Below are 23,063 nucleotides of genomic sequence, written 5' to 3' on the forward strand. Positions count from 1 at the left end.
ATGCATTTAGATCAACTGTATCTGTTCAGTCCGTATCACCGGGCGCATGATCACTGCATGAACAAACACCACACATTTCAGACACAGGCACAGGAGTTGCCTCTGTACCGGCGTCTGGCAGCACATTATCTGTCAGCCATCAAGGCCGGTACGCTGGCTACCGGTGAACGTATGCCGTCGGTGCGCAAGCTCATGCAATTACACGATGTCAGCCTGTCGACCGCGTTGCAAATGTGTCGCCAGTTGGAAACCGAAGGCTGGCTGGAGGCTCGTCCGCGCTCTGGTTATTTTGTCCGTCAACCTCGCCGCGTGAGTCTGGTGCCTGTGGCGGAGCCTGTTGTCAATGCGCCGATCGATCCGGCACAGTTTGTCGGGATACACGAGCGGGTGTCAGCCATCATTGCACAGGGACAGAGGCCGATAAAAGTGAATCTGGCCAGAGCGACTGGTGCACCGGATATGTACCCGCAAGAAGAACTCAAAAACCTGGCAATACGTACGCTGCGTCAGCGGCCGCAATTGCTGACCAAGGCGATCTCTCCCGGTGGCAATAAAGAACTCAAAACCGCGCTCGCCAAACGTGCGCTCGGTATGGGGGTCAGCATTGCGCCCGACGATGTGGTGGTGACGCTCGGTTGTATTGAAGCACTGAATCTGGCGCTACGCGCCGTCGCCCAGGCCGGTGACATTATTGCGGTCGAATCGCCGACCTTCTACGGTTTGTTGCAAGTGCTGGAAAGCCTCGGCATGAAGGCATTGGAAATCCCGACCAGTCCGCAGACCGGTATTTCGATAGAAGCGCTGGAACTGGCGATGCAGACTTACGACAACATCAAAGCCGTGGTGGTGGTACCGCATTTACAAAATCCGCTAGGCAGCATCATGCCGGACAGCCATAAACAGAGACTGGTTGAACTCTGCGAAGCGCAACATATCCCGCTGATCGAAGATGATTCCTACAGCGCACTGGCAAACGTCGATAACGCTCTGACCAGCGCCAAGCACTGGGATAAAACCGGCAACGTCATTTATTGCGCATCGTTGCATAAAATTCTTGCTCCCGGCCTGCGCATAGGCTGGATGGTCGCCGGACGCTGGCATGCGCGGGTCAGCATGCTGAAATATGCACAAACCCGCTACAACGAAGAGTGGTCGCAAATTGTCCTGGCAGAATTCATCAACTCCAGCGCCTACGACCGACATCTGCGCCGCCTGCGTCATATCCTGACCCAGCAACGAGAACGGATAGCTGAAGGGATTGCCGCCTATTTTCCGGAGGGAACCCGACTCACCGTGCCAGACGGCGGCATTTCGGTGTGGGTAGAAATGCCGCACAAACTCTCGTCCAAAGCGGTATTCGACGCCGCGCTGGAACAGGGGATACTGGTATCACCGGGTCTGTTGTATTCCAATTCAAATCGTTTTAACCATTTTTTACGCTTGAACTGTGGCATGCATTACTCCGACGAACTCGACAGCGCTTTACGTAGCTTAGGCCAGATCATCACAAGGCTGGCACAGCAGAGTCTGCATATCGCCGCCTGAGCCAGCTAACGACCTGCTCGATCTGTTTGCACAATCACTTGTGGTCTGATACGAAGTTTCCGCAGTAACACGTGTGGAAACCCACAATAGGCATGATGTCACGAAGTTTTCATAATGGCGGCAGTTCAGGGATCCGTTCCCGGCCACACTGTCGCGACAAGCTTGTAACAAACCCCTGTCAGCGGCAACCGATAACAACACTGGAGACACCAGATGAAAAAACCGCCGCTGTACCGTTCCCTCTATTTTCAGGTCATCACTGCCATCATCATCGGCGTGCTGCTGGGTCACTATTATCCAGAATCTGGCGCTGCCATGAAGCCGATCGGTGATGGCTTCATCAAGCTGATCAAGATGATGATTGCACCGATCATTTTCTGTACAGTCGTCGTCGGCATCGCCGGCATGGAAGACATGAAAAAAGTCGGCAAAACCGGTGGCATGGCTTTACTGTATTTTGAAGTCGTCAGCACACTTGCCCTGATCGTCGGTCTGATCGTGGTCAACCTCTGGCAGCCTGGCGCTGGTATGCATATTGATGCGTCAGCCCTGAGCACCAAAGAAATCGCCAGCTATACGGCGCCTGGCAAGATGCAGACAATGACAGACTTCCTGATGGCGATTATTCCGGCGACACTCGTTGATGCCTTTGCCAAAGGGGAGATTTTGCAAGTCCTGCTGATCGCGGTCTTATTCGGTTTTGCCTTGCATCGCTTTGGCGGTCGCGGCACACTGGTGTTTGATGTGATCGAAAAATTCTCTCATGTGCTGTTCGTGATCGTCGGCTACATCATGAAAGTCGCGCCTATCGGTGCCTTCGGCGCGATGGCCTATACGATAGGTAAATTCGGTATCGCCTCACTGCTACCGCTGGCGCAACTGATGGCGGCTTTCTATACGACATGCCTGATATTTGTGTTTGTTGTACTCGGTACGATTGCAAAAGTACATGGCTTCAGCATCTGGAAATTCGTTAAATACATCAAGGAAGAATTACTGATCGTACTCGGTACCTCGTCCTCAGAATCCGCCTTGCCAGGCATGATCGCCAAGCTGGAAAATCTTGGTGTAAAAAAATCCGTAGTCGGTCTGGTGATTCCAACAGGGTATTCATTTAATCTTGACGGTACATCTATTTATCTGACCATGGCTGCCGTATTTATTGCGCAAGCTACTGATACGCCGATGAGCCTCATGCAACAGGTGACCTTGCTGGCAGTCTTGTTGCTGACGTCAAAAGGTGCTGCGGGAATTACCGGTAGTGGTTTTATCGTACTGGCAGCAACCTTATCAGCCGTCGGCGGTATTCCGGTTGCGGGTCTGGCCTTGATCCTCGGTATTGACCGCTTCATGTCAGAGGCACGTGCACTGACGAATCTGGTTGGTAACGGTGTTGCAACGATCGTCGTCGGCAAATGGGGGAATGATGTCGATGAGCTGAAACTTCATCAGCGTCTGAACGGTGAAGTCGAGAATATCGCTGAACAGTCCGAACATAACTTGCATGCGACGACAGGGCGCTAAAATGTGTAAAAAATAACTTCAAGATTGTATTGATACGAAAAGAGCAGGTGAATATTCATCTGCTCTTTTGCTGTTTACTTTATTTATTCGTGGTACTGAATTAAATCGCTTTTTTTGGCTTATATAAATGTCGTAAAGCCAAAGTCAGGGCGAGCAGCTGCACTACAGCGGCCATGAAAAAGGGGGCTCCCAATAACAAACTACCTCTCGGCTCGTGACTCACCTGACCCAGCAACGACGTCCCCGCCAGCGTAGCTGCCACACTCATGATACTCGCCAGTGCCGTCAGCGATCCCATTGCGACACCTTGCGAACGTGCATCCACCGCGCGGGAGAACATCGCCTGTAACGCCGGTCCCGTCGCAAACGCCAGTACATTACACAAGATGAGGCCGTACATCATCCAGCCCTGATTCGCCAGTCCATACAAAGTTAATGCCGTTGCTGAGGACGCCAGACCAATCAGAATCGCATTCGCGTCACCAACGCGTTTGATGTAGCGGCCTAAAAATACCCCTTGCATCACGACACTCGATATCCCAACACAAAATAAAGAAAATCCGTTTTGCATCGGGGTCCAGCCAAAGCGCAATTCGGTCGACAGTACCCAGGTCGTCTGTAAAGTAAATTGGGCAAACATCGTGAACGCATAGACCCAGACCAGAGCGCCGACACCGCGCAGATGACCCAGCCCCGATAGACCGGCAAACGGGTTCGCCGATGTCAGAGAAAAAATCTTGCGATTCTGCATCGACAGGGATTCTGGTAAAGAAAAATATCCATAGATCACATTCGCCATGGAGATGGCTGCGGCCAGATAGAACGGGTAGCGGATATTCGCCTCTCCCAATACTCCGCCCAACACCGGACCGCAAATAAATCCCAGTCCAAACATCGCACCAATTTTCCCCAGCGATTTGCTGCGCTCACTTGGCGCGGACACATCGGCGATATATGCACTGGCAACCGAGATATTGCCTGCGGTGACACCACCGATCGCGCGGACCAGCAGCAGCCAGTAAATCGAGGTAACCGCGGTCATCATGAGAAAATTCATTCCCAGACCGAACACACAAACCAGCAACACCGGACGCCGGCCAAACCGATCACTCAGGGCGCCAATCACCGGTGCGCAAAAAAACTGCATCACACCATAGATCGCTACGATTGCGCCGTACCAGTAGGCCTGCATGTCGGCTTGCGGCAAGTACGCCCCAACCAGTCGCGGCAATACCGGAATTATTAGTCCGATGCCGAGAATATCCAGAAACACGGTAATCAGTACGAAACGGATATTGGTGGGTAAAGCCGGTGGTGCCGGGGGTGTTGCAGCACTTGTTGGCGGGGAATTCGCAGTCATGCAATCAGACTTTCAGGCAATTGGGGGAAGCTCAATAGTATATGATTCAAACAATGTATTTTGTAACGGAGTATGTATGGCTTTGTTCGACCACTTCTTAATTATCGCCCTTCTGGTCGCGATCAGCGCCTTTTTTTCTATGTCAGAAATTTCTCTGGCGGCGGCACGCAAAGTTAAACTGCAAGTGCTTGAATCCGAAGGAGAGGCCCGCGCAGCAAGGGTCTTAGAGCTTCAAACCCAGCCCGGTCACTTTTTTACGGTTGTCCAGATCGGTCTGAATGGCGTCGCGATTCTTGGCGGTATTTTGGGTGAGCAGGCATTGACTCCGTATTTTTCCAGTGTGTTCCATTCGGTGTTTGGGAATGCAAGCTGGGTAGACACGGCGAGTTTTATGACCTCGTTTGTGTTTGTGACCTCGCTATTCATCCTGTTCGCCGATCTGATGCCGAAAAAACTCGCGATGACCGCGCCAGAAACCGTCGCAATGACCGTCGTCGGACCGATGTTGTGGTGCGTGCGCCTGTTCAAGCCGCTGGTCTGGATATTTAACGGTTTATCGAACCTAATTTTCAAATTGTTTAATGTATCGACCACGCGAGACGAACAAATTACGTCTGATGAGATTTATGCGATGTTCGATGCCGGGGCCGAAGCCGGGATACTGCAGGAGCGCGAGCATCATATGATCGGTAATGTATTTGAGCTGGAGAGCCGCACGGTTCCGTCAGCAATGACGCAGCGCGACAGCATTGTGTATTTTAGTTTGCAAGACAGCGACATCGTCATCCGTCAAAAAATCGCCGAACATCCGCATACTAAGTTTCTGGTGTGCGACGGACAAATCGATAATGTGGTCGGCTATGTCGAATCCAAAGATATCTTAAAGCGGGTTCTGACCAATCAGGCTTTCTCTAAAGTCCAGGAACTGTCTTTGCGTACCGCGCTGGTGGTGCCGGACTCTCTAACGCTGTCCGATATGCTGGAGCAGTTTAAAGGTACCCGGGAGGATTTCGCCGTCATCCTAAACGAGTATGCTCTGGTTGTCGGCGTCATTACCCTGAATGACGTACTCAGTACCCTGATGGGGAATCTGGTTCATCCGTTCATGGAGGACCAAATCGTCCAGCGGGATGCAAACTCCTGGCTGATCGACGGCGCGACGACCATTGAAGATGTCTGCCGGGCGCTGGAAATCGATGCTTTACCGGAACAGGGTAGCTATGAGACTATTGCTGGCTTCATGATGACCATGCTCAAGAAGATCCCCAAACGCACGGATTGCGTCATGCTTGGCCATTACAAGTTTGAAGTGGTGGATATTGATCACTATCGCATCGATCAGTTGCTGGTAGTCAGAATCGATGATGCAGGCAAGGCATCAGAATAATTCCCTCTGGGTTTAAATACACTATAATCGCTCCCCGCGTTTTTCATCAGGAAGTTTCATGTCGCATGCTTGTGGAGTAGATTTCGGTACCTCAAATTCAACCGTGGCCTGGCATAAGCCAGGTCAGCCTGAGCACACCCCAAGCTTGCTGGCACTCGAAGATGAAAAACTCACTTTGCCATCTGTCGTATTTTTTAACGCCGATGAAGACGAAGTCAGCTATGGGCGTGCGGCATTAACGACTTATCTGGCTGGTTACGAAGGACGCCTGATGCGCTCGATGAAGAGCTTGCTCGGCACTAGCCTGATGGAAGGTCAGACCGAGGTGCTGGGTCGTTCGCTGCCGTTTCGGCAGTTGTTAAGTCAATTCATCACTGAATTAAAACACCGGGCTGAGCGCTCGGCAGGCCAGCACTTTGAGCGCGCCGTGATGGGTCGTCCTGTACACTTCATTGATGATAATCAGGTCGCCGATCAGCTCGCCCAAGACACGCTGGAAGAAATTGCCCTCGCTGCGGGTTTCAAAGAAATCCAGTTTCAGTACGAACCTATCGCCGCCGCATTTGACTATGAATCACGTATCAGTAAAGAAGAACTAGTCTTAATCGCCGATATCGGCGGTGGTACGTCAGACTTTTCTCTGGTCAGACTAGCACCGGAACGGGCGCACCGCATTGACCGTTATGACGATATTCTAGGGAATGGCGGTGTACATATCGGCGGTACAGATTTTGATAAATACCTGAGCCTGGCTCACATCATGCCGTTGCTGGGGTTGGGCGGTCGACTCGCGAGCAGTAGTGATATTCCGTCGAGTTATTACTTCAACCTTGCCACCTGGCACACGATCAACCTGACTTATACCCAAAAAGTCTGGCGCGAATTGCAAGATGTTTACCGCGATATCGGCGAAGCAGAAACCCGGCTACGGTTTGAACGCTTATTGCATCTGATCGAGCAACGTGACGGTCACTGGCTGGCAATCCAGGCCGAAGAAGCCAAAATACAATTGTCCAGCAATGCCACGATAGAGCTGGTACTGGAGCGCCTGCGTGGCAAAGTGCGACCCACAGAGCCTTGCATCCTGAGCCTTGATCAGGCAGGTTTTCAACAATCGATCCAACATCTGACCGCGCAAATCGGCAGCACCGTCAGTCAGGTACTGTCTCTGGCGGATGTCAGTCCTGATGAAGTCGATACCGTGTTTTTTACTGGGGGATCGAGTGGCGTACGTGGTCTGCGTGATCGCATCAGCGCAATCGTACCGGATGCAAAAAAAGTCGAAGGAGACTTGTTTGGCAGTATTGGCGCGGGACTCGGTCTGGATGCATATCGCCGCTATGCCTGAGAACCGACTTTTGTGATGGCTACTCACGGCTTATCGGATATACTAGGAAATACTATTTGCATGTTATTTAAATAATTTTTTCAAGCATCATTTCCTAATCCTTTCAACGGGGGAAACATGGCAACGATTCCAGGTGATCCGGATGATGAGCTGTTCATTCTGGAAGATTATCAAGAGGTTCCCCCACCGAATTTGCGTACCTGGAAAATCGCCATCGTTGACGATGATGAGGATGTGCATCACACCACTAAGTTCGCTCTGCTCGATACCAAAATTCTGAATCGCCCGCTGGAATTTATCCATACCTATTCCAAAAAACAAACCCGCGAAGTCTTCGCCCAGCATAGTGATATCGCCGTCGTGCTGCTCGACGTCGTGATGGAAACCGAACATGCCGGTCTGGAGCTTGTCAGCTTCATCCGGGATGAATTGAAATGGCGCGATACCCGCATCATCTTACGCACTGGTCAGCCCGGCTATGCGCCCGAAGAAGAGGCCATCCGCGATTACGATATCAACGACTACAAAACCAAAAGCGAGCTGACGCGCAAAAAGTTACTCACGGCACTGACCGCTGCGATCCGTTCGTATGAACAGATACGCACCATCGATGCAAGCCGCCGTGGACTGCATCAGATTATTACGTCCAGTGCCTCATTCACGGTAGAACACGGGATACAGGCATTCGCAGCAGGGGTGATTACGCAGATCGCCGCTCTGTGCGGTGTGCCGCCCGAGGGGCTGTTATGTGCGCAAGCCGATGAACTTGATCACACAGGCAATAATCCGCGCTTTAGTGTGATCGCTTCGGCGGGTCACTACAGCGGCTTGATGAATTGCTCTATCGATGCGATTGGCGATAAAAAAATCCGGGAATCCCTGCAATATGTGCTGACACATCGTGTACCTCTGTTTGGTGAACACGATATGACCTTGTTTTTTTCCGGTCAGGGTAATCGCCCCCTGGCAGCGTATATCGATTTACCTTATGCACTGTCCGAAATCGATCAGCAATTGCTAGAAGTGTTTTGCTCGAATCTCGGGGTCTGCCTGGATAATCTGAGCCTGGTCAGCCAGCTCAAAGTACATGCCTATCGCGATCAGTTGCTGATGCTGCCGAACCGGCTAAAATTCATCGAACAGATTGACTTGGCACTGCATCAGGCGCAATCGAATCGCGCCCTGGTCGCGCTGATTGATATTGACGATTTTGCTGAAATCAATGATGTACTCGGTCATCATTATGGTGACCTGTTATTGAAAGCCGTTGCCGATCGCCTGCGCACGGATCTCGGTGATACAAACTTTCTGGCGCGGATCTCCGGCGATGTATTTGGTCTGCTGGGGCTGGAAAGCGTATTGCATCCGGATAAGCTGAAACAGGTATTTGCCGAACCCTTCATCATCGAAGACACCGCGCATGCGGTATCCATGTCGATCGGCATGGTCGCTCTGCAAGGTTATGAGAGTGACGGCGCTGACGTCTTAAAAGACGCAAGTATTGCGCTCAAGCGTACCAAGGGCCATCAACGCGGTAGCTACACTATTTTCACCCGTGAAATGGGGGTAGAAATCCGGGAGCGCGCGCGCCTGATGCAGCACTTACACAAAGCCTTTGATGCCGAGCGTTTATTCCTGATGTATCAGCCACAAGTCGATCTGCACACCCGCAAAATAACGGGGCTGGAAGCGCTGATACGCTGGCGCACCGATGAAGGACACATGATTCCGCCTGGCGACTTTATCCCGCTGGCAGAGCATTCCGGCCTGATCATCAGCCTGGGTGCCTGGGTATTGCGGACGGCCTGTTTTACTATGGTACGCCTGCAACGCGCCGGTGCTGCGCCGGACAAAATTGGTGTAAATGTCTCGGTGATTCAGTTTCGTCAGCCGGATTTTATTTCCGTCGTAGAAAGCGCCTTACGTGACAGCGGCCTTAGTCCTCACAGCCTGGAACTGGAAATCACCGAATCCGTCACGATGGCGGGCGTCAATGTGTTTGAAGAGTCACTCACCAAACTCAAAAAAATCGGCATACAAATTGCAATTGATGATTTTGGCACCGGTTTTTCTTCGCTGAGTTATCTCGATAAGTTACCAGTCGATCGCCTCAAAATCGACCGAGCGTTTGTCAATCAGATCGATACGCCGGAAGGACCAAGAATCGCCGAGCTCATCACGCAATTAGGAAAAAAACTGAACCTGCATGTCATCGCCGAGGGCATAGAAACCGAACACCACTGGGATGTCTTGCGCACCATGGGTTGCCATGAGGGGCAGGGATTTTTCATTGCACGACCAATGGTCGAGGATCAGTTAACAGACTGGCTCAGCAACTGGCGGTAAGCCCGGCACTCACGTCAGCAAGCCTGTTTCGCTTTATCTGCATCAGATGAAACAAATAAGACTATGCTGCATGACATCAACGCCTAAGATGGCTCCGGTTTGACAATAACTTTCTTGAATCACAAGAGTCATAGCAAATACCAATTGACTTCATAATTTAAATTGAATTGATCTATCGTCAATCGCCCCCTAGAATCAGTTTGGTAATAAATTTTTAATCAATTTAAGGAGATACGCATGTCAAACGAAGCAAAATGCCCGTTCTCAGGTGGTGCCGCTAAAAATACCGTTGCCAGAGGTGCGCCAGCCAATGCGGATTGGTGGCCGAATCAACTCAAACTTAATATCCTGCACCAGCACTCCGCCAAATCCGATCCTATGGGCGAAGAGTTTAATTACACTGAAGCCTTTAAAAACCTTGATCTGCACGCCGTTGTTAAAGACCTGACCGCGCTGATGACAGATTCACAGGACTGGTGGCCAGCCGACTACGGTCACTATGGTCCTTTCTTCATCCGCATGGCGTGGCATGCCGCGGGTACTTACCGTATCGCCGATGGCCGCGGTGGCGCAGGCTCCGGCTCACAGCGCTTCGCACCGTTGAACAGCTGGCCTGACAACGGCAATCTGGACAAGGCGCGTCGCTTACTCTGGCCGATTAAGCAAAAATACGGTCGCAATCTGTCATGGGCAGATCTGTTCGTCCTGACGGGTAATGTGGCACTGGAATCGATGGGCTTCAAGACTTTTGGTTTTGCCGGTGGCCGCCCGGATATCTGGGAACCGGAAGAAGATATCTACTGGGGACCTGAAGGTAAATGGCTGGGCGACCAGCGCTATACCGGCGACCGCGATCTGGAAAACCCACTTGCCGCCGTGCAGATGGGGTTGATTTACGTGAACCCTGAAGGTCCGAACGGCAACCCAGACCCGCTCGGTTCAGCCCGCGACATCCGTGATACCTTCGCCGGCATGGCGATGAACGACGAAGAAACTGTCGCGCTCACCGCAGGTGGTCATACTTTTGGTAAAACCCACGGCGCGGCTGACCCGGGTAAATATGTCGGCGCAGAACCAGAAGGTGCGGACATTGAAGAACAAGGCCTGGGCTGGAAAAACAGTTTTGGCAGTGGCAAAGGTGTACACACCATCACCAGCGGCCTAGAAGGTGCCTGGACACCAAATCCGATCAAGTGGGACAACGGCTATTTTGAAACGCTGTTCGGCTATGAATGGGAGTTGACCAAGAGCCCTGCCGGCGCACATCAATGGAAGCCCAAAGGTGACACTGGTGCTGGCACCGTGCCCGATGCCCATGATCCGGCCATCCGTCATGCACCGATGATGTCCACGGCGGATATGGCGATGCGCATGGATCCGGCTTACGAAAAAATCTCACGCCGTTTCATGCAAAACCCGGCCGAATTCGCGGATGCATTTGCCCGTGCCTGGTTCAAACTGACACATCGCGACATGGGACCGATTACCCGTTATCTCGGCCCGCTGGTACCAAAAGAAGAACTGATCTGGCAAGATCCGGTTCCGGCAGTGGATCATAAACTGGTCGATGAACAGGATGTAAGCGCGCTGAAAGCGAAGCTACTAGGCTCAGGTCTGTCGATCTCCCAATTGGTGAATACCGCCTGGGCATCAGCCTCTACTTTCCGCGGCAGCGATAAACGTGGCGGTGCGAACGGTGCACGTATTCGCCTGGCACCGCAAAAGGATTGGGAGGCCAACCAACCGGCAGAACTGGCAACGGTACTGGCGAAACTCGAAGTAATCCAAAACGACTTCAATGCAGCACAATCTGGCGGCAAGAAAATCTCTCTCGCCGATCTTATCGTGCTGGGCGGATCTGCTGCGGTAGAAGCTGCGGCTAAAAAGGCGGGGTATGATGTAAAAGTATCGTTCACCCCAGGTCGTATGGACGCTTCACAGGATCAGACCGATGTCGAGGCGTTCGCGGTGCTGGAACCTATTGCAGACGGTTTCCGTAATTACATCCGTAAAGGTCTTGAAGCACATGCGGCTGAGCTGCTGGTGGACAAAGCGCAATTGATGCGACTGACTGCCCCCGAGCTGACCGTGCTGATCGGTGGCTTGCGCGTTCTGGATGCGAATGTTGGGCATGCAAAACACGGCGTATTCACCAAGCGACCTGAGACTCTGACGAATGACTTCTTCGTGAATCTGCTCGACATGGGTACGAAGTGGCAAAAGTCCGCCACATCGGCAGGCGTACTGGAAGGACGCGACCGGACAGGTGCTGGTACGGCTGACATCAAGTGGACTGGCACCGTGGTAGATCTGGTTTTTGGTTCTAACTCACAGCTAAGGTCTTTGGCAGAAGTGTATGCATCAAACGATTCGCAGCAGAAGTTCGTCAATGACTTTGCAGCCGCCTGGACCAAGGTAATGAATCTGGATCGTTTCGATCTGGCTTAAAACTGCATCAGCTTTTCTCTGGCATTCGTTGGCATGATATTGTGGTGTGCCATAGAGAAGCTGGACAGCTCGCCCATCCGGTCAGGCAAAGTTCTTCCGGCCAAATAAAAACTCCACCAAAACACCGCATGCGGCAGTCTGGTGGAGTTTTTTTTCAGCGGCTAGTAGCGAGCTTATGGGTAGAGTTGATGACTACCGTTGATGAATGACGATAATGAGTGACATTCAACACTAGCACTGACAATCTTTGCTGACAAGGTTTGCTGGCATGCTTGCCAGCGATTCTTGCTTATTTTTTGTCCATCATCGGCTGATCCGGTTTACCGTCATGTCCCATGGGACGACGCATACCATGCTCCATCTCGCCGCCCATGGGGTGACGCATGTGACGATGGCTTTCGTCGAAAGTTTTTTTCTGTTCCGGAGTCAGTGCGCCGTAAAAAGTTTTCAATGCCGCCAGATGCGCTTCGGCTTTGGTCTGACGATCCTTCATCATGCCCAGCATTTTTTCCATACGCTCCGGTGTGCTTAGCTTGTCCATCTCTTTAGGATCTGGACGCATTGGCGGCGTGCCTGCCGGTGGTTTGACCGCGTCAATAAACGTTTTCCAGGCAGGTTCTTGCGCTGCGCTGAGTTTCAGCTTGTCATGCAGTTCTGCCTGATGCTTGGCCATACGCTCTTGCATTTTTTCGCCCCACTTGGCGTGATCCATGCCGCCTTTATCATGCATAGGTGGTGGCGGCGGGGCAGATGGGGCAGACTGTGCAAATACAGCGCTGGTCATACTCAGGGAGATCGCCGTCAAAGCGAGCATCAGTGGTTTTTTCATTGTTTTCATTATTTCCTCACGTGGTAATTGGATGCATGGGTATCGATGCATTGGTGTCAAAGTTTGCCATTGAATAGGGTGAGCTTTTTTAGCAATAACGCGCTCTGGTGTTCATCGCAAACTTTATGTGCCCTGCACATGAAACGTATGTTGGATCAATGATGTAACCGGCAAGTGTCGGTACCTACTTGCTTTGTATCGCACTGTAACAACTCCGGTGAATATGCGACCCGCGTGTTTCGCATTGTTTCCACAAGGGTTTATCATAACAAGTCGATACAAAATCCATTTCTACGCTAACTTCAGACGGTCATAATAAGAACCATGGATACTTCAAGCAAAATTTTGATCGTTGATGACGATCGTGACATCCGCAGCCTGCTAGCGGATTATCTGGACGGACATGGTTACAGCACCATGATGGCAGCCGATGGCAACGCCATGTGGGCTGCGCTGGATAGCAATCAGATCGATCTGGTAGTACTCGACCTGAACCTGCCTGGCGACGACGGACTGACTCTGTGCCGCAACCTGCGTGCCAAGTCGAGTATGCCGGTGATCATGCTGACCGCCCGCAGCGAGCCGCTGGACCGGATTCTGGGTCTGGAAATGGGGGCCGACGACTATCTGCCAAAACCTTTTGAGCCACGAGAATTACTGGCACGCATACGCAGCGTATTGCGCCGGACCCAATCTGCGACGCTAGGCAGTAATGGTGAACAGATTCAGCGACTGAAATTTGCCGACTGGACACTCGACCTGACCGCACGCCATCTGATTAGTCCCGATGATATGGTGATCGCTTTGTCGGGTGCGGAATTCCGTATGCTGACTATTTTCCTTGATCATCCGAACCGGATTCTGAACCGCGATCAGTTGCTGAACATGACGCATGGCCGCGATGCGGATCCGTTTGACCGCTCGATCGATATTCAGATCAGCCGTCTGCGCCAGAAGCTGCGAGAGGATGCACGTTCGCCACAGATCATTAAAACCGTGCGTAACGGCGGCTATGTCTTATCCGTCACTGTAACGGCGGAACACGGCGCATGAAGATCATGAAATCGATGTCTAGCCGCATTTTCGGCATACTTCTGCTCGGTGTCGTCAGTTCCACGGTATTGACCTGGTGGCTGGCGTTCGGCGAACGGCAAAAGACGATCGAGCAGTTTCGCGATTCACGTGCGGTAGAACGTGCCGAACAACTGGTGCTAGCGATGGATGCCTTGCCCGAAGCCAGCCGTGAAGCATTCCTGACGACGGCACCGCGGCTGGGTTTGCGCGTGACAAATTTACCGATAACGAGCTCGACCGAAGCCCCGCGTTCGGCCTATGCAGCGGCACTGAGCGAACGGCTGGGCAAAACTTTTCGCGTGTTGTCTTTGCCGCCAAATTCAGAAGGATGCACCAATCTGCCAGCGGAAGCGCGCACCACCCGCGGGCCCTGTGAAGAACTCGGCATTACTCTGCATGATGGCACCGCTCTGCGCCTGACAGTATTGCCGCCACGCGGTCCTTTGCCGCCGTTACGGCCAGATTTCGTGTTGTACTTGCTGCTGTTCCTGCTGAGTATTGCCGTGCTGGCCTATCTGGTATCGCGGATGACGATACGGCCTTTAAAACAGCTGGCGCAGGCCGCCACCGATCTGGGTAACGACATCAACCGTCCTGCTTTGCCTGAAGATGGCACGACTGAAATTTTGCAGGCGACCAGAGCTTTTAATTCGATGCAATCGCGGATACGCCAGCACATTCAGCAGCGCACGCATATGCTGGCGGCGATCACGCACGATTTACAAACCCCGCTGACCCGCTTGCGTCTGCGTCTGGAAAAAGTCGGCGACACCGAATTGCGCGATAAGCTGATCGGCGATTTATCGGCCATGCAAACCATGGTCAAAGAAGGACTGGATCTGGCGCGCAGCATGGACAGCAATGAAGCGCTGCGTCCGATGGATCTTGACTCACTGCTCGACAGCGTCTGTAGCGACGCCGCAGATGCGGGACAGGACGTGAGCTTTTTCGGCAAATCCGGCATTACCGTCATGGCGCGACCACAAGCTCTTCGCCGCTGTCTGACCAACCTGATCGACAATGCCGTGAAATACGGTCAATTCGCCAAAGTGAGTTTAGAGACCAGCAATGAGGCCGGTAAAAAACTCATGCACGTACTGATACGCGACGGTGGCAACGGCATTCCCGAGGATCAGTTAGAAAAAGTGTTTGAGCCGTTTTATCGCACCGAGACATCGCGCTCACGTGATACCGGCGGTACCGGTCTTGGTCTGACGATTGCACAAAATATCGCCCAGCAACATGGCGGCAGCGTGCAACTAAAAAATCTGCGCGAAGGCGGACTGGAAGTACAACTGATACTACCGGCGAAGCCAGCGCTATAACAATTACGCAATTTAGCCATTCTACATACGCAGCTTAAAACATAATGTGACAGGTAAAAATACTAAAATACTGAATACTCCCATCTAGTATTTATAGTATCAGCTTATAAACAGTGCGGATTAAGGCATGTTTTACCATACAAAAAGGGGAGTATCCGGTTTTTACTAATACATCTCCCGACTCAGGACACCAGAACCGACATCATGCTAATCGCGCCAAGCTCCATCCCCTCGGTTGCGATCTCAAGTTTGTCATCAGCAGATTTAGCACCCAGCACATACAGCAGCGGTAAAAAATGTTCCGATGTAGGCACCGACAAACTCGCATCCTGACCCAGTGTCTGATAATTCACGACCTGATCAAAATCCCCGTCCAGCATCGCCTGACGCATCGCGTCGTTAAACCGTATTGCCCAGTCATATCCGCTTGAACGCGGATCCATGCGACGCAGATTGTGCACGACATTGCCGCTGCCGATCAGCATGACGCCTTGTTCGCGTAAAGCCGCGAGTTTTTTACCCAGTTCAAAATGAAAGGCCCCAGGCTGATTCATATCCAGACTCAGCTGCAGCACAGGAATATCGGCAGCCGGATACGCCTTGACCAGCACCGACCAGGTGCCATGATCAAGTCCCCATTGCTGATCAAGCTGCACGGGCAGAGGCGCCAAATGATCCGCAATTTTAGCTGCCAGCGCAGGATCTCCGGGTGCCGGATACTGCATGTCAAACAAAGCTTGCGGGAACCCGCCAAAATCATGGATCGTCGTCGGCGCCGCCATCGCCGTCACGCCGATGCCATAAGTGGTCCAGTGCGCCGAAATCACCAGAATCGCTTGCGGTCGCGGGAAGCGCTCGGCAAAGCCAAGCCAAGCCTTGGTGTAGCGATTATCTTCCAGCGCATTCATTGGACTGCCGTGACCAAAGAAGATGGCGGGCATGCGGATGGTTTCAGCCATGATGTATTTCCCCTGAGAGAGTGCAGATAGTCAGGAGTATGTCGGATTTTGCGCAAATGTGTGCATCACAGCCCAAAGATACGACAAGCGCTTCGCGGTTAGTTGAGCTTGCGCAAATCAGCACTCATTTCGCCGCGATGCAATGATGTGGCGAAATGAGTTTGCAGATCTTGTTAAGTTCCCAGACGTACTTGCATTCCGGTGTCGGTATAGACCGGTGTTGCCGTAAAACCGTCCACGACGACGCTGGTGAATTTGCCTTTAAAACTTGCGGCATTAATGATCGTTAACGTATCGCCCGCCGCTGGCTTATACCCGCTTTGGAATTTGATATGCAACGTGCCACCGGCAATCGTGACCAGGCCGCTAGCCGTCAGTCTGCCTTGCTGGGCACTACCTACATTCAGCTCCAGACTTGAACCGCTCAGTTGCGTGTATTTGCCGGTAATGGTTACCGCAGCCGCCGCGTTACTGATCAGCGTACCGCCGCTGACATACACATCGCCCTTACCTAAGGCCGACGTCGCATCGGCCTGCAGCACGCCAGCCGTCAGTTCTGTTCCACCGGACCAGCTATTATTACCTGTCAGTTTTAAGACGCCGCTACCTTGCTTGATCAATTTGCCCGTGCCGGAGATATCGTTGCGCCAGCTATCCGCTGCATTAAAGCCACCCTGGCTTGCATCCATCAGCACCACCACATTGCCGGTGAACGTGCCGTAGCCATCAGCCGCCGCAAATAAATTCAGTCGCCCCCAGCCCTCGGCATCGTCCATCACCGGATAGCCCGATGTAATCGCGGTTGTTTTCAACACCACACGACGCTGCGCATCGCTCAGATAAGGCAGTCGGGTTTCCAGCAAGACCTCCGCACCTTTCGGTACAACAGCAGGTGCCGTAGTGGCTCCAACCGGTGCAAAACCATAGGTCATGCGACGCAGATAATTTGCCTTATTAGTCGCATAATCGGCAAAGCGATCATTGGCCAAGCTAGCGGAATGCGCAAAAGCATTAAACGTATCGGCGCTAGTGCCGGTCTGTGCGATCAGGGTGCTATGTGCCTGCGCGACTGCCGCACCTTTTTTTGCCGCATTAGCAGAATCAAACAGATTGGCGGCAACAACGGCCTGTCCCTGTATGCGGCCACTAATAACATCCAGCGGTGAGTGCATGCCAGCCAGAATGCGGTTTTCACCCAACTCCAGACCACGGGTCAGAATTTCCTGAAAACGCTCTGGAACGGCGTAGGCCATTGCGACGGTATCGCGTGTGGCTTCCGCCGCATGACCACTGGTAAAACCGCCATCAGTGGCTGGGGTAGCGCTTTTTGCTGGCACCAGAGCGGGGATAACGACAACGTTGTTACTCCAGCGATAAGGGCGGGCGTATTTATAAAAACGCTTGGCTGGTTCGGTTGAGCCATTGGTGCTCATCAAATTGACGAAGTCGACTACGTTACCAAATGTCGCATTGACACTGCCGCCAACACCAGTGTTGTTGCCGCTGTCGTTATACAACACGCTGGTGGCATCTGCCGCAATTGCGGTAATACTGGTGGTCTGCTGTGCGGCTGCGCGCCAGGCGCTTGTCAGCGGTCCCATGCCATCGGTCACGCTATATCCCTTGCCACGACGGTCATCCAGATAGGCCGCTGTCTCTTGCGCCGGAGTGCGCGCAAGCGTTGCTGCGACAACGTATTGGATATTCGCATTATGGACGGACGTATTGAGTATCGTGCCGCCCGCGGTGCCATCATTTGGCAAACCTGTCCAGACTGAAGGCACGACAGCAGGAAAACTTCCGACCGCTGGAGCCGTGACACCAGCATCGACAATCTCGGTCAGGGGTTGCCAGATATCTTTAAAACCGGCCAATACACGCACCCCGGCATTGGTGCTGAGTGTCGCATAACGCGCATCGCCACGCTGATTGCTCGCAACATTGTCAACAAAAGCCGGTACCGATGCAGCGACGGGTGCCGTATCCACAAAACCCTGATCAAGCGGCGCGGCTGGAATCGTCAGCGAAACTTCCGCCTGATTTGCACTGCCACCGCAGCCAGCCAGCGCCAGCGCAGTGCTGATCGCCAATACCAGAGAAGTCAGAGATCCTGGCGGGAGTTGTCGGGGAGTGAATCTGTCTTGCATAAGAATACCTCTTTGGTTGCTATTAGTTGCCATTAGTTGCAATTGGCCAACAGGTCTTAGGGAAGAGGTATCTTAGTTGTACGATGTTACAGACTCATGACGGGCTTACTGGTCATTCGATGAATGACGTTAGCTATTAGTGGTATCAATGCTGTCCTACGGTTTATGTTGTTTATGCTGTTTGTGCCATTTGTAGCTGCGCGAGTTAGACACCTTATTCACGCAATGTCAGCATTTTTTGCCTTCTGGCTCAGCAAAAGCACGATGCAAACTCAAGGCTGCTAAAATTACGCATCGTCTTCAACCGCCTTTACCTCTACACGGAATCACTGTGATCAACTTACAACTAGGCGATGTCAGCCATATTATTCAGCTCGCGATTGCGCCGGTATTTTTACTTACTGGTGTCGGTACCAATCTCACTGTATTGACGAATCGTCTGGCACGGATTATCGACCGCTCGCGCCGGCTGGAAGATGTCTTTCAAGCCGATGCTAGCGCCATCGACAAACCGGGCCTACGTGAAGAACTGAATGAACTCTATGAACGTTCTCACCTGATCAACCGTGCGATCACGCTGAGTACCGCGTGCGGTCTGCTGATCTGTCTGGTCATTGCGACCTTGTTTATGGGAGATGCGACGGATCTGCGTCTGGATAAGCTGATTGCCGCTCTGTTTGTCGGCGGCATTCTCGCGTTGATCGGCAGCTTTGTCTATTTTCTGCGCGAAATTTTTGTGGCCACCAGAACATTGTCCAGACAACGCGAACTGGGATTAAGAAACCACCCCGATTCGCTGAGAAAAAACTAGAGTCCGCTCAGAGTTAAAAATAATCAAAACAGCATTCAGATGATGCGTAGCTGCATTACGGCGTCACCTGCACCAACACATCCGTAGACACTGAGCCAGGGTTTGCCGTCGTAATTGGCTGATAACTCGCACTGACACGAAATACCAACAAGGTCTTCGAGGTCACCGTCGGGGCAATAAAACCTGCATTGCTGGAACTTGCACTCGCCAGCACGACGCTAGGTCCTGAGATCTGGGTCCAGCTGTAATACACCGTATGTCCCGTCGCAGCGGATGGTGTAGCCGCCGTCAGCGTGACATTGTTCCCGGAAGCCACGGTCTGCGTTGGTACATACGAAGTAATCGACAATGGCGGCAGACTGTCGACAAAATACACAACATCCACCTGTTGTACCGGCTCAGTCGAGTTGCCGCTGGCGTCGATAGGAGCGTTCGATACGTTCAAGGTGAACAGGAAGGTAGTCTTGGTCACGATATCACTAGGTAAGGCAACCGTAGCAATCGCACTGTTCGCGTTGACAATGCTGACAGCAGGCCCTGATTTTTGCGTCCATAAGTAATAAATCGCGCCAGTCGTGACTTGATTGCCATTCACATCAAACCGCATGGTTTTGCTGCCATCCAGTGATACGGCAGCACCTGCTTGCGCTACGCCGCCGCTATACGAAATCGGCACGATGGTCGGCTTGATGACGGGATTAATCGTAAGCGTCTGAATGGCGGTACCGGTTCTCGGCTTATCATCAGTAACGCGGCACTCAAACTTGACCACCGTTGGCGTCGTCACGATAGGTGCTGTAAAGTCGGTTACGGCGCTGCTTGCAGACGTGATTTTCAGAGTCAGATTCGCCGCATCGCTGATTACCCATTGATACGCGTAGACACCGGTATTTGTTGTGCCACCACTGCCGCTGCAGCTGAGTGTTGCCTTACTGCCCGAGGTTACTTCTGAATTCGCCGCGACCTTGACAGCCGGATTGAGCGTGATTGAGGCTTCTTTCAGTACGACCAGGTTCGTGCTGCTGGACGTTGAATTATTTTTTGCATCTACCACCGTGACGGTGAGTTTGTAGGTGTAATCTGCGGTCAGTTTAGCGGGCGGGGTCAGGCTGACGACGCAGCTCCAGTCGCTGCCAGTGGTGCTTTTGGTCGCGACTTTGCAATCGGTATTGGATGAGGCGGCTAAGGCTGCGGCATCCAGTGTCAGGGCTTCTATACGCCAGGTCACCGAGCTGATCGCTGCCGCACTGCTGCTGACGCTGGCGGTAAAAGTCAGAGGATCGCCGGTACTCACAGAAGCAGGGCCGGCAAATGCAATCGCAATCGGCGAACTGCTCGCGCCGCCGCCAGAACCTGAGGAGCCGCCACCACATGCAGCGACACTGGTCAATAAAACGAGCGCGAAAATTCGGAAAAAAACTGACACCACATAGACTCCGTCTGAAAAGGTTGCTGCTTGTTAGCTATTTCATTGTAACTTTAATCGACACGTAGTTAAACCCGGCGTCCGCCTGGCCAAGATTTTTTACATTCCGGCCAGCCATCCGGAGCGATATCAATACGTCGTTGTAATTTACGAACGCTCGTGCCAAAATGGGACTTAGGGGCAGCACTCTAAAAGCAACATCCCAACGGAGACAAGACATGAACACCAAGCACTATGCGCACTGGCCACCTGGTCTGCCATATCATCTGATCGCACCGGAAACCAGCGTCTATACCAATCTGCACATTGCTGCCCTGCGCTATCCAGACAAACCTGCGATTATTTTTTATGACAGTGTACTGACGTATGCCCAGTTACATGCAGAAGTGCTGGCTCTGGCAGGCTATCTGCAAAAAACCTGTGGCGTGCAACGCGGCGACCGCGTCTTGCTTGATATGCAGAACTCACCTCAGTTCATCATCGCGTATTACGCGATCATGCGCGCCGATGCAATGGTGGTGCCAGTCAATCCTATGCTGATGACCGATGAACTCGCTCATTACATCGACGATAGCGGTGCGAAAGTCGCGATTGCGTCACAAGAAATTTTCTCCCGCCTGCAACCATTGGTTGGCAGCACGGAGTTAAAACATGCGATCGTCGCCACTTACTCCGACCACCTGACCACAGACACCACACTGACGGTACCGGACTTTGTCCGCGCGCCGCGTGATGTAGCGGTGCAAACAGGTGTCACCACATGGAAAGACGCGATTGCGCAAGGCAGCCAGGCAGAGCATCAAGTTGGCCCGCATCTGGCGACACCCGATGATCTGGCGTGTATGCCATACACCTCAGGCACGACCGGCAAGCCAAAAGGTTGCATCCACACGCATCGCTCGGTGATGTTTAATATTGCGGCCAGTCCGGTCTGGTCTGGCTCTATCGTACCGACCCATGTTGCCCTCGCCGTGCTGCCGTTCTTTCATGTCACCGGTATGCAATCGGTAATGAACAGCATGATCTTTTGCGGTGGTGCGCTGGTCATACTGCCGCGCTGGGATCGCGATATTGCGGGCCAACTCATCACGCGCTACAAGGTAACCAACTGGACGCTGGTACCGTCGATGATGATCGACTTCCTGTCGAATCCGAGACTCGCCGAATACGATATTTCCGGTCTGAACCGGGTCTCAGGCGGCGGTGCAGCAATGCCAGCGGCTATCGCACAAAAGCTGCTGGAGCTATCGGGTCAAACCTATATGGAAGGTTATGGTTTGTCAGAGACGATGGCACCATCCCACCTGAATCCGCCGCAACGCATGAAACAACAGTGCCTGGGAATTCCACACTTCAACACAGACTCACGGATCGTCGATCCGACGACGCTGCAAGAAGTAAAACAGGGTGAGACCGGCGAAATCTGGATCAACGGCCCGCATGTCTTTCAGGGCTATTGGAATGACCCGCAAAAAACCAAAGAATCGTTTGCCGACCTCGATGGCAAGCGCTTCTTCCGCAGCGGTGATTTAGGTTATATGGATGAAGAAGGTTTCTTCTTTTTTACCGACCGGCTTAAACGCATGATCAATGCCAGCGGCTTTAAAGTCTGGCCAGCCGAAGTTGAATCCATGATGTATCAGCACACGGCGATACAAGAGTGCTGCATCATCGCCGCCCGAGACGCCTATCGCGGTGAAACCGTCAAAGCAGTCGTCGTCAAAAAACCCGGTGTCGACGTCAGCGCTGAGGACATCATGACTTGGGCGCATGAAAAAATGGCCGCATATAAAGTGCCGAAGTTTGTAGAATTCGTCGACAGTCTGCCTAAGTCAGGTACCGGCAAAGTCATGTGGCGCTCGCTGCAAGAAAAAGAAGCCGCAAAATAGTCTTGGCAATTCACAACTTGGTTTTTGCTTTGCTTCTTGCATCCCTTTTTAATTCACTTGCCGCGTCGTTACGCTTCAATTGTATTCAGTCTAAAAACGCAAAAAGCCCGCAAAAAGCGGGCTTACCATTCATTGCAACGACTCACCAGCAACCCATGCTATCTGCGTGGTGCCACTGGCCAGGTCAACAACCCGTGCTATCTGCGCGGTGCCATTAACGGATTGAGTCGCTTTTTACTGCTTATCCATATCCTTGCGAATATCTTGACGGTAGAACGAATGTTTTTATTTCACAAATCAACTAAACCATTTTCCGGAGCCACTGATAGTTCACTGGCACGGCCGGTTAGAATTGATGCACGTTTGAAAATCAGCGCTGACATCATGCCAGCACGAATTTTCGCTGCGGTGACAACTCACTGAAGAACTAAACCATTTCCCAATAACCCATGCTATCTGCGTGGTGCTACTGGCCGGTAAGAATTCCTCTGCGCATTAGAAATCAAGCTTACGATCTTGTTCTAACTCGTGAAATCTTTGTCTTGCTGTGACCATTTTTTTTCACCGCCAGCCCATGCTATCTGCATAGTGCCAGCGGCCGGTATTACTGATTAAAAATGACCACGGCAAGACGACTACTTAATC

At 52.3% G+C, this 23,063-nt stretch carries 15 protein-coding genes; 10 read left to right on the forward strand and 5 right to left on the reverse strand.

Going from position 1 to position 23,063, the window contains the following annotated elements:
* The first annotated feature begins 57 nt into the window (after positions 1-57).
* Positions 58-1,545, forward strand: coding sequence for a PLP-dependent aminotransferase family protein (locus ACO0LE_RS04825; RefSeq protein WP_422959289.1), 1,488 nt, complete (start codon positions 58-60; stop codon positions 1,543-1,545).
* Between the two features lie 213 nt (positions 1,546-1,758).
* Positions 1,759-3,069 carry a dicarboxylate/amino acid:cation symporter gene (locus ACO0LE_RS04830; protein WP_422959290.1) on the forward strand — a complete coding sequence of 437 codons (1,311 nt, stop codon included), beginning with the start codon at positions 1,759-1,761 and terminating at the stop codon, positions 3,067-3,069.
* A gap of 100 nt (positions 3,070-3,169) precedes the next feature.
* Here ACO0LE_RS04830 and ACO0LE_RS04835 read toward each other — a convergent pair whose 3' ends face one another.
* Positions 3,170-4,429 (reverse strand): TCR/Tet family MFS transporter, encoded by a 1,260-nt coding sequence (locus ACO0LE_RS04835; protein ID WP_422959291.1) that lies wholly within the window; start codon positions 4,427-4,429, stop codon positions 3,170-3,172.
* Between the two features lie 76 nt (positions 4,430-4,505).
* Here ACO0LE_RS04835 and ACO0LE_RS04840 point away from each other — a divergent pair, with 76 nt between their 5' ends.
* From ACO0LE_RS04840 to katG, 4 genes are all read left to right on the forward strand, one after another.
* Entirely contained in the window at positions 4,506-5,816 is a 1,311-nt protein-coding gene (locus tag ACO0LE_RS04840) for a hemolysin family protein (RefSeq protein ID WP_422959292.1), read from the forward strand.
* Positions 5,817-5,874: 58 nt separating this feature from the next.
* Positions 5,875-7,164 carry an Hsp70 family protein gene (locus tag ACO0LE_RS04845; protein ID WP_422959293.1) on the forward strand — a complete coding sequence of 430 codons (1,290 nt, stop codon included), beginning with the start codon at positions 5,875-5,877 and terminating at the stop codon, positions 7,162-7,164.
* Between the two features lie 117 nt (positions 7,165-7,281).
* Positions 7,282-9,510, forward strand: a complete 2,229-nt coding sequence (locus ACO0LE_RS04850) for a bifunctional diguanylate cyclase/phosphodiesterase (RefSeq protein WP_422959294.1) — start codon at positions 7,282-7,284, stop codon at positions 9,508-9,510.
* Positions 9,511-9,747: 237 nt separating this feature from the next.
* Positions 9,748-11,958 (forward strand): catalase/peroxidase HPI, encoded by a 2,211-nt coding sequence (gene katG, locus ACO0LE_RS04855; RefSeq protein WP_422959295.1) that lies wholly within the window; start codon positions 9,748-9,750, stop codon positions 11,956-11,958.
* A gap of 289 nt (positions 11,959-12,247) precedes the next feature.
* Here the strand turns inward: katG and ACO0LE_RS04860 are convergent, their stop codons facing one another.
* Positions 12,248-12,796 carry a Spy/CpxP family protein refolding chaperone gene (locus ACO0LE_RS04860; RefSeq protein WP_422959296.1) on the reverse strand — a complete coding sequence of 183 codons (549 nt, stop codon included), beginning with the start codon at positions 12,794-12,796 and terminating at the stop codon, positions 12,248-12,250.
* 315 nt (positions 12,797-13,111) lie between these two features.
* Between ACO0LE_RS04860 and ACO0LE_RS04865 the strand changes: the two genes are divergently transcribed.
* Entirely contained in the window at positions 13,112-13,840 is a 729-nt protein-coding gene (locus ACO0LE_RS04865; protein ID WP_422959297.1) for a response regulator, read from the forward strand.
* 14 nt (positions 13,841-13,854) lie between these two features.
* On the forward strand, positions 13,855-15,186 hold the full coding sequence (locus ACO0LE_RS04870) for an ATP-binding protein (protein WP_422959298.1): 1,332 nt from the start codon (positions 13,855-13,857) through the stop codon (positions 15,184-15,186).
* A 182-nt stretch (positions 15,187-15,368) separates the two neighbouring features.
* Here the strand turns inward: ACO0LE_RS04870 and ygiD are convergent, their stop codons facing one another.
* Together ygiD and ACO0LE_RS04880 are read right to left on the reverse strand one after the other, a co-directional pair.
* Positions 15,369-16,145: a 4,5-DOPA dioxygenase extradiol gene (gene ygiD / locus ACO0LE_RS04875; protein WP_422959299.1), complete on the reverse strand. Its 777-nt coding sequence runs from the start codon at positions 16,143-16,145 to the stop codon at positions 15,369-15,371.
* A gap of 173 nt (positions 16,146-16,318) precedes the next feature.
* Entirely contained in the window at positions 16,319-18,292 is a 1,974-nt protein-coding gene (locus tag ACO0LE_RS04880) for a phosphatase PAP2 family protein (protein ID WP_422959300.1), read from the reverse strand.
* A gap of 334 nt (positions 18,293-18,626) precedes the next feature.
* Here ACO0LE_RS04880 and ACO0LE_RS04885 point away from each other — a divergent pair, with 334 nt between their 5' ends.
* Positions 18,627-19,103 carry a DUF2721 domain-containing protein gene (locus ACO0LE_RS04885; protein ID WP_422959498.1) on the forward strand — a complete coding sequence of 159 codons (477 nt, stop codon included), beginning with the start codon at positions 18,627-18,629 and terminating at the stop codon, positions 19,101-19,103.
* A 55-nt stretch (positions 19,104-19,158) separates the two neighbouring features.
* On the opposite strand, the gene ACO0LE_RS04890 is transcribed toward ACO0LE_RS04885, so the two are convergent.
* Positions 19,159-20,532: a PKD domain-containing protein gene (locus tag ACO0LE_RS04890; RefSeq protein ID WP_422959301.1), complete on the reverse strand. Its 1,374-nt coding sequence runs from the start codon at positions 20,530-20,532 to the stop codon at positions 19,159-19,161.
* Positions 20,533-20,747: 215 nt separating this feature from the next.
* Here ACO0LE_RS04890 and ACO0LE_RS04895 point away from each other — a divergent pair, with 215 nt between their 5' ends.
* Positions 20,748-22,418, forward strand: coding sequence for a long-chain fatty acid--CoA ligase (locus ACO0LE_RS04895; protein ID WP_422959302.1), 1,671 nt, complete (start codon positions 20,748-20,750; stop codon positions 22,416-22,418).
* Positions 22,419-23,063: the final 645 nt, after the last annotated feature.

Origin of the sequence: Undibacterium sp. Xuan67W (genome assembly GCF_049340165.1) — a bacterium.
In the GTDB taxonomy this organism is placed as follows: Bacteria; Pseudomonadota; Gammaproteobacteria; order Burkholderiales; family Burkholderiaceae_D; genus Undibacterium.